This window comes from Archangium sp. Cb G35, from assembly GCF_001896145.1.
Classification (GTDB): Bacteria; Myxococcota; Myxococcia; order Myxococcales; family Myxococcaceae; genus Archangium; species Archangium violaceum.
In genome coordinates, this window is record NZ_MPOI01000003.1 from 598828 (window position 1) to 612708 (window position 13881).

At 70.4% G+C, this 13881-nt stretch carries 13 protein-coding genes; 7 read left to right on the forward strand and 6 right to left on the reverse strand.

The features are described from left to right. Nucleotides 1–6 precede the first annotated feature (6 nt). Nucleotides 7–621: a phospholipase D-like domain-containing protein gene (locus tag BO221_RS12760; RefSeq protein ID WP_073560831.1), complete on the reverse strand. Its 615-nt coding sequence runs from the start codon at nt 619–621 to the stop codon at nt 7–9. A gap of 106 nt (nt 622–727) precedes the next feature. Between BO221_RS12760 and BO221_RS12765 the strand changes: the two genes are divergently transcribed. The 4 genes from BO221_RS12765 to BO221_RS12780 all read left to right on the forward strand — a co-directional run bounded on the left by BO221_RS12765 (nt 728) and on the right by BO221_RS12780 (nt 4620). Continuing rightward, nucleotides 728–1402, forward strand: a complete 675-nt coding sequence (locus BO221_RS12765) for a TetR/AcrR family transcriptional regulator (protein WP_073560682.1) — start codon at nt 728–730, stop codon at nt 1400–1402. Between the two features lie 24 nt (nt 1403–1426). Next, on the forward strand, nt 1427–2866 hold the full coding sequence (locus tag BO221_RS12770) for an aldehyde dehydrogenase family protein (RefSeq protein WP_073560683.1): 1440 nt from the start codon (nt 1427–1429) through the stop codon (nt 2864–2866). A 9-nt stretch (nt 2867–2875) separates the two neighbouring features. Continuing rightward, nucleotides 2876–3502: a hypothetical protein gene (locus BO221_RS12775; RefSeq protein ID WP_073560684.1), complete on the forward strand. Its 627-nt coding sequence runs from the start codon at nt 2876–2878 to the stop codon at nt 3500–3502. A 68-nt stretch (nt 3503–3570) separates the two neighbouring features. Beyond that, on the forward strand, nt 3571–4620 hold the full coding sequence (locus BO221_RS12780; protein ID WP_158079833.1) for a phosphotransferase family protein: 1050 nt from the start codon (nt 3571–3573) through the stop codon (nt 4618–4620). Nucleotides 4621–4623: 3 nt separating this feature from the next. Here the strand turns inward: BO221_RS12780 and BO221_RS12785 are convergent, their stop codons facing one another. Continuing rightward, nucleotides 4624–5121, reverse strand: coding sequence for a gluconokinase (locus BO221_RS12785; RefSeq protein WP_073560686.1), 498 nt, complete (start codon nt 5119–5121; stop codon nt 4624–4626). A gap of 285 nt (nt 5122–5406) precedes the next feature. Between BO221_RS12785 and BO221_RS12790 the strand changes: the two genes are divergently transcribed. Both BO221_RS12790 and BO221_RS12795 read left to right on the forward strand, forming a co-directional pair. After that, nucleotides 5407–6837: a serine/threonine-protein kinase gene (locus BO221_RS12790; protein WP_073560687.1), complete on the forward strand. Its 1431-nt coding sequence runs from the start codon at nt 5407–5409 to the stop codon at nt 6835–6837. A gap of 117 nt (nt 6838–6954) precedes the next feature. Continuing rightward, nucleotides 6955–7770: a hypothetical protein gene (locus tag BO221_RS12795; RefSeq protein ID WP_073560832.1), complete on the forward strand. Its 816-nt coding sequence runs from the start codon at nt 6955–6957 to the stop codon at nt 7768–7770. A 6-nt stretch (nt 7771–7776) separates the two neighbouring features. Here BO221_RS12795 and BO221_RS12800 read toward each other — a convergent pair whose 3' ends face one another. The 3 genes from BO221_RS12800 to BO221_RS12810 form a co-directional block, all read right to left on the reverse strand. Further along, on the reverse strand, nt 7777–9822 hold the full coding sequence (locus BO221_RS12800; protein ID WP_073560833.1) for a neutral/alkaline non-lysosomal ceramidase N-terminal domain-containing protein: 2046 nt from the start codon (nt 9820–9822) through the stop codon (nt 7777–7779). Between the two features lie 86 nt (nt 9823–9908). Further along, a complete protein-coding gene (locus BO221_RS12805) occupies nt 9909–11078 on the reverse strand; it encodes a nitrogen regulation protein NR(II) (protein WP_073560688.1) in 1170 nt (389 codons plus the stop codon). Nucleotides 11079–11222: 144 nt separating this feature from the next. Further along, nucleotides 11223–11843: an acyltransferase gene (locus tag BO221_RS12810; RefSeq protein WP_073560834.1), complete on the reverse strand. Its 621-nt coding sequence runs from the start codon at nt 11841–11843 to the stop codon at nt 11223–11225. Nucleotides 11844–12125: 282 nt separating this feature from the next. Here BO221_RS12810 and BO221_RS12815 point away from each other — a divergent pair, with 282 nt between their 5' ends. Then, nucleotides 12126–12458 carry a cupredoxin domain-containing protein gene (locus BO221_RS12815; RefSeq protein WP_073560689.1) on the forward strand — a complete coding sequence of 111 codons (333 nt, stop codon included), beginning with the start codon at nt 12126–12128 and terminating at the stop codon, nt 12456–12458. A 19-nt stretch (nt 12459–12477) separates the two neighbouring features. On the opposite strand, the gene BO221_RS12820 is transcribed toward BO221_RS12815, so the two are convergent. Beyond that, nucleotides 12478–13881, reverse strand: coding sequence for a sigma-54 dependent transcriptional regulator (locus BO221_RS12820; protein WP_073560690.1), 1404 nt, complete (start codon nt 13879–13881; stop codon nt 12478–12480).

Consider the following 13881-nt stretch of genomic DNA (forward strand, 5'->3'; position numbering starts at 1 on the left):
GCCGGACTAGCCGCGCCCGCGCACCAGGCGCCGCGCCTTGCCCAGACGGATGCCGCCAGGGGACTCCTTCTTCGCCGGCCGTGCACTCGCGGGGAGGATGGGGTCCGGACACACCGCGCGCAGCCGGCAGCCCCGGCACTCCGCCCCGCTCCACACCGACTCGTAGAGCGCCGTCACCCGGTCGATGACGTCGAAGTCCTCGGTGACGAAGCCCATCTCGAAGTTGCGCACGTCCTCGCCCTTGGCCCCCAGCCCCGCCCCGGTGAGGTTGGCGCTGCCCAGGTACGCCCACGCCCCGTCCACCAGCACCGTCTTGAAGTGCACCCGCGGGCACACCTTCAGCTCCAACCCGCCCCGCACCAGCCGCGCGCGCTTGTCGAACTCCGCCCGGAAGGGCCGGCTGGGCATCTCCGCGTGCAGCAGCCGCAGCGCCACCCCGCGCGCCGCCAGCCCGTCCAGCACCTGAAGCAGCGGCACGTAGCGTCCCGCCTGCTCCACGTACATGGCCTTCACGTTCGCGGTGGCGATCCACACCGACTCGCGCGCGTGCGCCAGCTTGCCCAGCACCACTTCCCGGTACAGCGCGCCGCCGTCGAGCAACTCCGCCTGGATGGGACGCATGCCCACATTCTCGCACATCAACCGGGCCGCCGCGACTTTCTCCGCCCGTGAACAGATGACCCAAGGTCACTTGACAGCATGAACATCGCCTCTTACGAAATGACTCATGGTCAGCAACACGGCGAAGCGGGTGCCGCCGCAGCGGGCGAGGAAGGAAGAGGACAAGGAGGCGAGGCGGCGGCAGCTGCTGGACGCGGCGTTGGAGCTGTACCGGGCCACCTCGTACGACGAGGTGAAGATGGCGGACGTGGCGGAGCGGGCGCAGCTGGCCAAGGGGACGGTGTTCCTCTACTTCCCGACGAAGGAGGCGCTCTTCCTGGCGCTGCTGGAGGAGCAGCTCTTCGCGTGGTTCGCGCGGCTGGAGGAGACGCTGGAGCGCGGTGAGGGACAGTGGACGGGGGCGCGGGTGGCGCGCACGGTGGCGGAGACGCTGGAGGGGGAGGAGCCGCTCACCCGGCTGCTGGCGAGGCTGCAGACGGTGTTGGAGCAGAACGTCACGGTGGAGCAGGTGCGCGGCTTCAAGGAGCGGCTGCTGGAGGCGGTGGTGAGGGCGGGAACGCTGGTGGAGAAGCGGCTGCCCTTCCTGAAGGTGGGCGAGGGCGTGCGCGTCTTCCTGCACGTGCACGCGCTGGTGGTGGGGCTGCGGCAGATGGCGGACCTGGCCCCGGTGGCGCGCGAGGCCCACGCGGCCGCCCCGCACCTGGAGCCGCTCCGGGTGGACTTCACGCGCGAGCTGACGGACGCGCTCACGACTTCACTGCGCGGGCTGGAAGCCCGCTGAATCACATCCCGAGGAGATGACACGATGCGCGTGGTGAGCATGGAGGAGCAGGGCCGGAAGAATCCCTTCCAGGAGCGCTTCGAGCGGCTGCGGGCGCGGCGCTGGGAGCTGTCGAGGACGAGCGCGAGGGAGCGTGTCGAGAAGCTGAAGAAGCTCAGGCGCGCTGTCGTGGAGCGGCGCGAGGCGCTCTACCAGGCCATCCACGCGGACTTCCGCAAGCCGGCGGCCGAGGTGGAGACGAGCGAGCTGCTGCTGGTGCTGATGGAGCTGGACCACGCCATCAAGCACCTGGCGAAGTGGATGAAGCCGCGCAAGGTGGGCACGCCGGTGCTGCTCGCGGGCACGCGCAGCGAGGTGCGTTACGAGGCCAAGGGCGTGGTGCTCATCATCGCGCCGTGGAACTACCCCTTCCAGCTGACCCTCTCCCCGCTGGTGGCGGCGGTGGCGGCGGGCAACTGCGTGATGCTGAAGCCGAGCGAGAAGACGCCGCACACGGCGGCCTTCATCACGCAGCTCATCCGGGACGTGTTCGATCCCTCCGAGGTGACGGTGGTGGAGGGAGGCGCGCAGGAGAGCCAGGCGCTGCTGGAGCTGCCCTTCGACCACTTCTTCTTCACCGGGGGCCCGAAGGTGGGGCGCAAGGTGATGGAGGCGGCGGCGAAGCACCTGGCCGGGGTGACGCTGGAGCTGGGCGGCAAGTCGCCCGCGGTGGTGGACGAGCACGCGGACGTGAAGGCCGCGGCCGAGCGCATCGCCTTCGGCAAGTTCCTCAACGGGGGCCAGACGTGCGTGGCGCCGGACTACGTGCTGGTGCACGCCTCGAAGGAGGAGGAGTTCCTCTCCAAGGTGCGCGAGACGCTGGAGCGCTTCTACGGAAGGACGGAGGAGGCGCGGAAGGCCACGCCGGACTTCTGCCGCATGGTGGATGACGCGCAGTTCGCCCGGGTGAACGGGCTGCTGGAGCGCACGGTGGCCAGCGGGGTGCGCGTGGTGACGGGCGGCGTGGTGGACGCCACCAGCCGCTACATCTCCCCCACGGTGCTGGCGGACGTGAAGCCCGAGGCCCCCATCATGGAGGAGGAAATCTTCGGCCCGGTGCTGCCGGTGCTGCGCTACCAGCGGATGGACGAGGCGATTCAGCACATCCGCTCGGGCACCAAGCCCCTGGCCATGTACATCTTCAGCCAGAGCAAGCAGGCGGTGGACCGTCTCGTTTCGGAGACATCCGCGGGAGGCACCTGCGTGAACACGACGGTGGTACACCTGACGAACGCGGACCTGCCCTTCGGCGGCATTGGCGAGAGCGGCGTGGGCAACTACCACGGCGAGTACGGTTTCCGGACCTTCAGCCACGAACGGGCGGTGTTGCGCCAGGGCCCCATTGCCTTCCTGCAGACCTTCTTCCCGCCGTACACGGACAAGGCGAAGAAGATGCAGCGCATGGCCACCCGCCTCTTCGAGTAGAAGGACGCCGTGCTCACCGTCGACCCCCATCCCCTGCTGGACACGGTGGCCTTCGAGGCCACCTTCCCCAAGCCCCTGTCGGAGCAGCCCTCTCCCGAGTGGCTGGTGGCGCTGCTGAAGCTGGACGCCCCGGCGCCCCTGAGCGCCGATGACGCCGTGCGTGGCGCGGTGCGCGACCTGCTGCGTCATGGCGGCTTCAAGCCCACGGGCCGGAGCAAGCCGGCCTCGGAGTACCTGGTGCGGGCGGCGGGGGATGGGACGCTCGGCTCCATCAACGCCGCGGTGGACGTGTGCAACGCGGTGTCGCTGCACAGCGGACTGCCCATCAGCGTGGTGGACCCGGAGCGGGCGAAGGAACCCCTGCGCATCGGCATTGCCCCCGCGGACGCATCGTATGTCTTCAACGCCTCCGGGCAGAGCATCGACCTCGGGGGCCTGCTGTGCCTCTTCGACGCGGAGGGCCCCTGCGCCAACGCGGTGAAGGACGCGCAGCGCACCAAGACGCACGCCGGCACGCGCCGCACCCTCACCGTGCTGTGGGGCACCAACGCCCTGCCGGGACGCACCGAGCGGGCCTTCACGTGGTACCGCGAGTTGCTCGAGCGGCTGGGGGCGACGGTGGAGCGGCGGTCCTGAGCCCACCGGACCTCACCTCCCTGTTGGCCCAGGGGGCCCGCGCGCTGTCCTCGGCATGGGGCCGCCCGGTGCTCCTCGGCGCACCCGAGCTCCTCAAGACGGAGTCCCGCAGCGTGGTGGTGCGCGCCCAGGTGCGCGGCGGCCCGGTGCCCGCCATCATCCTCAAGCACTTCCGGGATGACCCCGTGTGCGGGCTCGATGACCAGGCCGGCGCGGACTTCCTCACCCGGCAGGGAGTGGAGTTCGGCCCCCGGCTGCTCGCGGCCGACGTGGACGCGCGCCTCTTCGTGCTGGAGGACCTGGGACGCGGACGCACGCTGGAGGAGCTGCTGCGCGGTGAGGATGCCCGCGCGGCCACCGGAGGGCTGATCGCCACCGCGCGCCTCGCCGGACAGCTCCACGCGCGCACCCTGGGCCTCCACTCCGAATACGAGCTCGTCCGTCAGGCGCTGCCTCCGCGCCCCCAGCGGGTGCGGGTGGAGAACGCGCGCTTCCTTTTGGACAACGAGGAGCGGTTGCTGCGCTGGCTGTCCGCGGTGGAGGCCGAGGCGGCGCCGGGCCTGCACGAGGACCTCCAGGACGTGGCGCGCACGCTCGCCAACCCGGGACCCTTCCTCGCCTTCACCCACGGGGACCTCGCGCCGAGCAACGTCCTCTTCACCGCCAACGGCCCGCGCCTGCTCGACTTCGAGTACGCGGGCATGCGCCACGCGCTGTACGACGCGCTGATGTGGCTCGTCACCTTGCCGCTCCCGGACGAGCTCATCGCCCGCGCGGACATCACCTACCGCATCACCCTGTCCTCGCAATGCGAGGCGGCCCAGGCGGACTCGGCGTGGGTGCGCGCACGGGCCACGGTGGCGCTGGCGCGCACGGTGAACCTCTTCCAGTGGCTGCACCCGCGTGTGCTGGAAGAGGACCGTGAGTGGGCACCGGGCCTCTCCGAGCGCGCTGCCCTGCTGCACCACCTCGCGCGCTGCCGGGCCCTGCTCGCCCCCGCGGATGGCTTTCCGGGGCTCGCCCGCACGTTGGAGACACTGGAGGCCCGCCTGCGCGAGCGCTGGACGGTGCCGCCCTTCGTGTGGCCCGCCTTCCGCGAGCTGGACGAGCTGGAGTGATGCTCAGGGGGCCGGCCGCGGCCCCAGCTCCCGGAGGATGGTGGCCACCAGCGTGTCCGGAGCCGCCGTGGCCTCCACCACCAGCGCGTCCTCCGGCACCTCCAACGCCGCGAGTTGGCTGCCGAGCAACACCGCCGGCATGTAGTGGCCCCGCCGCGCCTTCAGCCGCTCGGCGAGGAGCTCCGGGGGCACCCGCAGGTACACCCACCGCTGCCGCGCCGCATCCACCGTCAGCCGCTCCCGGTAGGCACGCTTCAGCGCCGAGCACGCCAGCACCAGCGCCCCACCCTCCTCCAGCGTGTTCTCCACCAGCTCCCGCAGCACCGTGAGCCAGGGCGCCCGGTCCTCATCCGTGAGCGCGATGCCCGCGGACATCTTCGCGATGTTGCCGGGAGGGTGGAAATCATCCGCGTCCCGGAACCGGCACCCGAGCGCCGCGGCGAGCCGCAGTCCCACCGTCGTCTTCCCCGACCCGGACACCCCCATGACGATGATGACCACGCGTGTGTGCCTCCAGGGACTTTCCGTGCTTTTTGCACATCCACCGCAGCCGGGCAGCGAGAGCAGAAGATCCATGCAAACCCGGGAGATGTGGAAGTTTTGATCAATCCTACCCACGTCCAGCTGAACGAATTGAGCGCCGCTTCCGGAGGCCCGCGGGGCGTGCGCTGGTGGGCAATGCAACACCTTGATTTTCCGCCGGGGCCGGACCCCCGAGACACCGCTCCGGCCACATGTGCCCACTCCTGACCGGAGCATGGCCTTTGCAGGTGTTCGGTATCCGCCATGCACTGCGAGCACTGCGCATCAGAACATCCCGTCAGCGGCCCGTGTATCGAGCAGGTCACCTGGACGGGGGCAGAGTCGTCGGACCAGATTCCGAGGACGATTCCCGCCCTGTTCGATCTGCGGGGCCGCACGCTCGGACACTACCGGCTCACCCAGCTGCTGGGCAGCGGGGGCATGGGCACGGTGTACCTGGCCGAGCAGACCATCATCGGCGCCCGGGTGGCGGTGAAGGTGCTGCACCCGACCATGGCCCAGGACGATCGGCTGCGCGCGCGCTTCTACGCCGAGGCGCGCACGGTGAACCTCATCGGCCACCCCAACATCGTCCGCATCTTCGACATCAACGAGTCCGAGGACGGGCTGCACTACTTCGTCATGGAGTACCTGGACGGAATGCCCCTGTCGCGGCTGCAGCGCCCCGCGGAGCCGGAGCTGGTGGCGTGGCTGCTCGCCCAGGCGTGTGACGCGCTGGAGGCCGTCCACCGCAGCGGCGTGGTGCACAGGGATCTCAAGCCGGACAACCTCCTCATGATGGAGCGCCCGGGCGAGCGGCCCACGCTCAAGGTGCTCGACTTCGGCGTGGCCAAGGCGCTGCACGGCGCTGGCAATCCGGAGCAGACCATGGTGGGGCAGGTGTTCGGCACCCCCGCGTACATGGCGCCGGAGCAGTGGGCGGGCCAGCCCGTGGATGGACGCGCGGACGTCTACTCGCTGGGCGTCACGGGCTACCTGCTCCTCACCGGCCAGCTGCCCTACCCGCGCGGACAGATGGCGGAGCTGGTGTTCTCGTCGGAGCCGCAGGCCCCGCTGCGCGCGCCCCACGAGCTGGCGCCCCACGTGCCGGAGGCGCTCTCCCGCGTCCTGCTGCGCGCCCTGGCCCGCAACCCCGCGGAGCGCTTCCCCAGCGCGCCCGAGCTCAAGAAGGCCCTGCTCGCCTCCGTGCAGCCGGAGCCCGTCTCGCGGCCGCATGCCACCCGGCTGGCCCAGGCCGCGCAGGTGGCCTCCGAGTACGGCAACACGCCCATCCCCGCGCTCCCGTCCCTGCCGGATCCAAACGATCCCACCCCGCCGCCCACCTGGACGGCCCGGGTGCGCCGCGCCCGGGACGCCGGCTCGGTGGTGGTGCATTGCAGCGAGCTCAGCCGCGGTGGCCTCTTCATGTGCTGCGCCGAGCCCTTCCCTCCACTCTTCACCCGCCTCGAGTTCACCCTGCAGATCGGCGGCGAGGAGGTGGAGTGCGTGGGCGAGGTGGTGCGGCACGTGGACTCGGCCCAGGCGCGGACCTGGCGCATGTCTCCGGGGGTGGGCCTGCAGTTCATCAACCCCTCGCCCCGGCTGCGCGAGCTGCTGATGCGGCTGCACACGCCGCACCGGCCATCCGAGGATCCACGTACCATGAGTCCGAAAGAAGCCCTCGCGTTGCTCTGAGGAGGACTCCGGGTGTCCGCTTCCCATCAGTCCATGGAGCGGGAACGTCCAGAGCTCGACGGGGATGACTTCAGTACAAGCCCTGGCCTGTGCGTAATGAATACCCTCATGTGTGCCATGATGCGCGCACCTGAGACGGCGACCCGGGGGGGTTGGAAGCTGGTGCTCGTGTGCGCCGTGTTGCTGTTGGGTGCGTGCCGGGATTCGGGCACGGCCTCGGGCACGGCGCTCTACGTCACCACGGAATTCGATCCCACGCTGTTGCTCACCCAGGTCCGGGTGTGGGGCGAGGTACAGGCAGGAGCGCCCTTCGGGCCGCACGTGCTTCCGGAGCAACCGGCGCGGCTGCTCTCCAGCGGGGAGACGTTGCGCGTGCTGCTGGAGGACGGCGTCACCAACGGCGTGCATGCCAGGGTGTACGTCGAGGGCCTGCGCGACGGGAGCGTGGTGGCCCGGGGCGAGAGCAGCGTGCAGCTCCGCGATGGGTACGAGGTGGACGTCACGATGCGGCTGGAGCCCTCCAACCCGGACACCTTCTGCCTGGGGTGCGACGGTTGCTGCAAGGACGGTGTCTGCACGCCTTCCTCCCGGACGGCATGTGGCACGGGCGGCAACACGTGCGTGACGTGCGATCCCCAGCGGACGGACACCTGCGATGCCCGCGGCGTCTGCGTGTGTGGCTCCAATCCCGCCTGCAGCGACCTGACGGTGGACCGGTGCGTGGGAGGGCAGTGCAAGTGCGGAAGCAGCGGCCCGTGCGCCCAGGGACAGGAGTGCGTGGACGGGACGTGCCGGTGCACCAGCAACTCGTGCTCGGGCTGCTGCTCGGGCAACACCTGCGAGCCGGGCAACACGAAGGACAAATGTGGCAAGAACGGTGACGCCTGCCGCAAGTGCAACAGGAGCTGCAACGCGGACCGGAGCTGCAGCTGAGCGCCTTCACTTCACGGTGAAGGTGCGCGAAGTGCCCCGGTACGGGCGCACCCGGCCATCCCAGCCGGACTTCCAGTCGCCCTCGTGGACGATGCGGTAGGTGCCGGGGACGGCATCCGGCGGAATGGCCCACTCGATGAGGACGTGCGAGCAGGCCAGGGTGGGCATGCAGTAGCTGCGCCGCCACGTGTACTTCGTCTCCCAATCCCAGTCGTAGGCCACGTCCTCCCAGAGGAGGCCCGCGCGGCGCTGCACGCGCAGGAAGGTGCCCTGGGGGCGTGGGTCGTTCTTCGGATGTCCGCCCCAGAAGGTGACGCGCACCGTCTCGCCCCGTGCGTAGGACGCGCGCGCGTCGGAGAAGACGCCGCCGAAGCGCGCCCACAACGGCTTGTCGTCGAGCAGGACCCCGGGCCGCAACCGGCTTTGCTGCTGGCACAGGTCGCGCGGCGTGGGCCCCGGAGGAACGGGCGAGCCCTCGCGCAGGGCGCGCGCCAGGGCGTCGAATTCCTGCTGCAGGGCCGCGAGCGTCCAGGGCCCGAAGTGGGTGGAGGCGCCCTCGTAGTCCTGCCGGGTGTACTCCTCGCGCGTGGCCACGTAACCGGAGTAGGCGTTGGACAGGCCGGCGATGACCACCTCCGTCACCCCCGCGGGCTCCAGCCGCGCGCGCACCGTCTCGCGCAGGCGGCGCCCCGCCATGGTGGTCAGCTCGAAGGGCACCGCCACCAGCGCCACGTTGCCCAGGGTGACGAGTTGCAGCGGCAACACCTCGGGGCTCCACGGGAAGGGCTTCATCGCGCCCATCTCCAGCACCATGGGCTTCTCCGCCTGGCAGGCCGTGGTGGTGGTGGTGCAGGTGAAGGCGCTCCACAGATCATGGATGGCGGCACACGTCGCGCCCTCGCCGCCCCCCACGCCCGGCCCGTCCTCCGCGCCCGACAGCATGGAGATGCCAAAGGCCGCCGTGCAGGTATGCGCCGGAGGGCCTCCCGTGAAGGCGGACCGCACCTCCACGTCATCCATCTTCACGTAGACGTGCCGGTAGTCCACGCCACCGGTGAGGGGCGTGGTGGCGCTCGCGTAGAGGGAGGCGGCGCGCTCGTACTGCTTGCGGCCGGAGAACGCCGTGCTCTCGAAGTCGTCCCGGCCCCCGCCGTCCTCGCCGCCGAAGATGTTGGGTGTCACGTCCCCCTCGTTGGCCTGCGCGAAGGCCGCCACGAAGGTGTCCCCGGTGGCGTCGTAGCGCGTGCCCTTCTCCTTCTCGAAGAGATAGGAGGCGTAGCCCTTGTTGTCGCCACTGATGTACCGGTTCTCCTGCCCCATGGACGTGGTGTGCACCGCGAACCAGTTGATGAGCCCCACCTCCACGCCCGGCTCCTTCGTGAAGCGCAGGAGCGTCATCCGCTTGTCCGTGTCGTACGCGTAGCGCGCGCGCTCCTCGGGCGGATTGAGGTGGTAGGCCTCGGGCGAGCGGTTGCGGCTCGCGTCGAGCAGGTCCCCCGCCGCCAGGGTGATGTGGCCCGGCGCCAGGTGCTCGTGCGCGCGGACGATGGACTGGTAGATGCCCTGGACGATGACCTCGAAGTTCTTCGGCTCGAAGCCGAACGTGCTCAGGTTGTAGAGCGCGTAGTGCGAATAGCCGCCGGGCCCGCTGTGCGTGTGCGTGGCGCTCAGCAGCACGTTGTCATCCGCGTAGAGCGGCCCGAAGGTGGCCTTCAACCGCCGCACCACCTCCTGCTTCACGCCCTGGAACACCATGCCCAGGTCCGCGCTCACGAACACCACGCGCTTGCCGTTGCACGGCGAGGCGATGACGAAGGCGCGCGAGCGCAGACGCTGGTGGATGCCGGCCGTCTGCTGCTCCAGCTCCACGTACCCCATCATCCCCACCTCGGCGGCGGGGCCGGTGATGTCGTGGATGCCACTGCCGATGAGGAACGACTGCTGCCCGGCACAGGTGCCACCGAGCCCCTGCCCGCCCCTCCCCATGGGGAGCCCTCCGTCCGTGCCGGCCTCACGCGAGCCGCGCTGGCCGCAGGCGGCGAGCGCCAACATCAGTGCGAGCACCCCCAGACGGATGAAGGACGGCACATCCACCTCCAGGAAGAGCCGGATCACGGCCCCTCCAGGAGGTTAGGAACTCAGGAGGCCATCGGCAGCGTCACGCGGAAGACGGTCCCCCGGCCCACCACGGACGTCACGGTGATGCTTCCACCGAGCCCCCGGACGATGTCCCGGCACACCGACAGCGCCGGCCGGGCCTCGCGAGGGGTGAAGCCCGGCTCGAAGATTTGCGCGAGCTGCTCGGGGGGGAAGCCGGCTCCGGTGTCATGCACCTCGACCACCACGGAGCCGCCACCCGCCTCGCGGGTGACCAGGCGGACCTCGTTCTCCTCCGTGTCTCCGCCATCCTTCAGCGACAGCACGGCATGGAGCACGAGGTTGAGCAGGGCCTGACGCAGCCCGCCCTCACTGCCGGCGACCTCCGCCCGGGCCCCGTAGTCGCGCACCAGCCGCCCGCGCGAGCGCAGCGTGCTGGACACCATCTGCCCCACCGAATCGAGCAGCGTGTTCAGGTCCACCGGCCCCTGGGACTCCGAGCGGTAGCTGCGCAGGTGGCCGATCAGCTGATGCAACCGCTCGGCGCCCTCGCGCACCTCGCCCACCGCCTCACGCCACTCGGCCACCTGCGAGGCCGGCGCGGATCCGGCGATGTCCCCCATGCTGGAGAGCAGGTAGTCGAGATTGGCCAGCATGAAGGCCAGCGGGTTGTTCATCTCGTGCGTGAAGCCCGGCACGAGCATCCCCAACGTGGCCAGCTTGTCCGACTGCTGCAGCCGCGCCTGGAGCTGCCGGCGCTCGGTAACGTCCGTGAGCGTGCCCAGCACCTCGCCCTGGCCCGTGGGCGAGCTGTGCGCGGCCAGCTCCACCCACCGGGGGCCACCCGCCGCCAGCAGCTTGAGCTCGAGCCGGAAGGAGGCCTGCACCCGCGCGGCGATCGCATCCAGCAGGGCCTGCACCCGCGGCCGCTCCTCCGGGTGCACCATCTCCGCCAACGGCTGGCCGAGCACGTCCTCCACGGCCAGCCCGGTGAGGGCCGTCCACGTGGGGCCCAGGAAGGTCAGGTTGCCCCGGCCATCGAGGTGGAAGACGACCTCGCTGAGCTGCTCGGCCAGGAAGTGGTAACGCAGTGCGTCCGCCGACAACCCGGAGCGGAGACCCTCCGCGAGCAACCCCATGCGGGACAACGCACTGCGCGATGGGCTCTCGGCCTCGAAGGTGATGACCTGCGAGAGCTGCTGATACGCCATGCCGCGCTCCTTTCCCCCGGGGAGCTGCTCAGTCGGAGATGGACCACAGCATAAGGCTCACGAATGAAAGCGCGTCAATTCGCCGTCATCCCACAGCTACAGGCATGTCACGAGTTGACAGAATTACCGGAAAAAGTCCGGTGGTTATTGTTCCGAATCGTCCGGTGGTGACCACGAGGCGCTGGGAGTGCCGGAGCGGCGGCGCTCGCGGCGATCACCGATGACCCGTGCGGGGACGCCCGCGACGATGGCCCAGGGGGGCACATCGCGGGTGACGACGGCGCCCATGCCCACGACGGCGTGGTCACCCAGGCGCACCCCGTCGGTGATGCCCGCGTTGGCGCCCACCCACACGTCCTTGCCGAGCACGATGCCGCGGGAGGTGACGGGCTGCTCGCGCACGGCCCTGTCCGGGGCGAGACCATGATCGAAGGCATAGAGGGTGGCGCCGGTGGCGATGCGGCTGCCCTCGCCGATGTGGATGCCGGAGGCGCCTCCATCCAGGCTGACGCGCGCGTTGAGGCTCACACCGGCCTCCAGCACCACGGGCCCGTGCACGAAGGTGTTGGCGGCGATGCTCACGCCGGGGCCGATGATGCGGATGGGGCGGCCCGGCTCGGCGAAGAGGTGGGCGTCCGGGGAGATGAAGCAGCCCTCGGCGATCTCCACCGTCTCCAGCTCGCGCAGATTGTCTTGCACCTCCTTCTGCCAGGCCTCGGCCCAGGCGCGGTGGCGCGGCTTGAGCGTGAAGTAGAGCCACGGCATCCAGGACAGGCGCTGCTTGTGCTGCTCACGGCGGCGGGCGTCGAGATCGTCCACGGCGTTTGACTACCACGAGGGAGCACCCATGCAACCAGGCCCCATGCCGCACGACCCCCGGGCGCCGGAGCCCTCGCGACCGTGACCGGGCGGGTTACAGGGAAACCCGCCTGGACACTCCCGTCAGGGACCTCACGCCCCAACCCCGCGAGAACAGGCACGCGCGGACCCGGCACGCGCCGTGCTTTGCCTGGGAGGAGATCCTCACCCCTCCCGGAGAAACCACCCATGAAGACCCTCCTGATGGGAGCCCTGACCGCCCTCACCCTCGCCGCCGCTCCGGCCCAGAAGAGCGGCGTCCGCACCGTGGAGATCACGGTGACGTCCAAGGGCTTCGAGCCCGCGAACGTGACGGTGAAGGCGGGACACACGGTCCGCCTCGTCATCACCCGCAAGACGGCCAAGACGTGCGCCACGGAGATCATCCTGGACGACCTGGGCATCAACCAGCCCCTTCCCCTGGACACGCCGGTGACCCTGGAGTTCACCCCCAGCGAGTCGGGCACGCTGCGCTACGCCTGCGCCATGGACCACATCGGCGGGATCGTCACCATCCAGTAGCCCGCCGGGCCGCGGCCCGTCATGACCGCGGCTTGAAGTCGTCGGAGCGGATGCTGTAGCGCTTCAACAACCGGTGCAGGCTCTCGCGCTCGATGCCGGCATGCTCGGCGGCACGGGTGACGTTGCCCTCGAAGTCGCGCAGCAGGGCCGTGAGGTACTCGCGCGAGAAGCGGTCCCTGGCCAGGTCCAGCGCGTCCCGGTAGGGCAGGTGCTTCGCCGCCCCACCTGGCAGGGAGCCTTCCTGACGCTCGCGCACCTCGGGCGGCAGGTCGCGCTCCGTCACGGAAGGCCCCGTGGCCACCGCCACCGCGCGCATCAGGGCATTCTCCAGCTCGCGCACGTTGCCCGGCCACGGGTAGCCCACGAGAGTACGCAGCGCCTCCGGGGTCATCCCCTCCAGCGTGCGCCCCATCGCCTTGTAGTGCTTGTCGAGCAGGTGGGCCGCCAGCAGCGAGATGTCCTCCTTGCGCTCGCGCAACGGCGGCAGTTGCACCGGGAAGACGTTGAGCCGGTAGAAGAGATCCTCCCGGAAGCGCCCCTGGGCCGCGGCCGCACGCAGGTCCCGGTGCGTGGCGGCCACCACCCGCACGTCCACCTGCACGGGCCGGGTCTCGCCCACGCGCCGGAGCTCCCGCTCCTGCAGCACGCGCAGCAGCTTCACCTGCGCGTTCAACGGCAACTCCCCCACCTCGTCCAGGAAGAGCGTTCCACCGTGGGCCTCCTCGAAGAGGCCCGCCTTCGCCTGGGCCGCGCCGGTGAAGGCGCCCTTGCCGTGGCCGAACAGCTCGCTCTCCACGAGCTCCGCCGGCAGGGCCCCACAGTTGACGGCCACGAAGGGCTTCTCCCGCCGGGCGCTGTTGAGGTGCACGGCCCGCGCCGCCAACTCCTTGCCCGTGCCCGTCTCGCCCGTCAGCAGCACCGTGATGTCCAGGCGCGCCGCCTGCGCGAGCAGCCGATGCACTTCCTGCATCGCCGCACTGCGGCCCACGGCCCCGGCGAAGACGAAATCCGAGCCCGGAGATTCCGGCCCCAGGCGCTCCGCCTGGAGGCGCAGCCGCCGGCGCTCCATCGCCCGCGCGACCAGCTCCACGGGAGCGTCCGGGAGGAAGGGCTTCTGGAGGTAGTCGAAGGCACCCGCCCGCATGGCCTCCACCGCGTCCTGCACCGTGGCGTAGCCCGTCATCATCACCACCTCGGTATCCGGGTAGCGGGATTTGACGGCGCGCAGCACCTCGAAGCCGTCCGCCCCGGGCATGCGGACGTCCGACACCACGACGTCGAACTCCTGCGCCGCCACCAACGCCAGCGCCCGCGCGCCGTCCTCCGCGCACGTCACCTCATAGGTGTCGCCCAGCAGCCGGGCGAAGAGCTTGAGGATGTTCTCCTTGTCGTCCACCACCAGCACACGTCCACGCGTCTCCAT

Coding starts and splice junctions, on each gene's coding strand:
- BO221_RS12760 (WP_073560831.1), bottom strand. CDS start 621: ATGCGTCCCATCCAGGCGGAGTTGCTCGACGGCGGCGCGCTGTACCGG.
- BO221_RS12765 (WP_073560682.1), top strand. CDS start 728: ATGGTCAGCAACACGGCGAAGCGGGTGCCGCCGCAGCGGGCGAGGAAG.
- BO221_RS12770 (WP_073560683.1), top strand. CDS start 1,427: ATGCGCGTGGTGAGCATGGAGGAGCAGGGCCGGAAGAATCCCTTCCAG.
- BO221_RS12790 (WP_073560687.1), top strand. CDS start 5,407: ATGCACTGCGAGCACTGCGCATCAGAACATCCCGTCAGCGGCCCGTGT.
- BO221_RS12795 (WP_073560832.1), top strand. CDS start 6,955: ATGATGCGCGCACCTGAGACGGCGACCCGGGGGGGTTGGAAGCTGGTG.
- BO221_RS12800 (WP_073560833.1), bottom strand. CDS start 9,822: ATGTTGGCGCTCGCCGCCTGCGGCCAGCGCGGCTCGCGTGAGGCCGGC.
- BO221_RS12805 (WP_073560688.1), bottom strand. CDS start 11,078: ATGGCGTATCAGCAGCTCTCGCAGGTCATCACCTTCGAGGCCGAGAGC.
- BO221_RS12810 (WP_073560834.1), bottom strand. CDS start 11,843: ATGCCGTGGCTCTACTTCACGCTCAAGCCGCGCCACCGCGCCTGGGCC.
- BO221_RS12815 (WP_073560689.1), top strand. CDS start 12,126: ATGAAGACCCTCCTGATGGGAGCCCTGACCGCCCTCACCCTCGCCGCC.
- BO221_RS12820 (WP_073560690.1), bottom strand. CDS start 13,881: ATGGAGACGCGTGGACGTGTGCTGGTGGTGGACGACAAGGAGAACATC.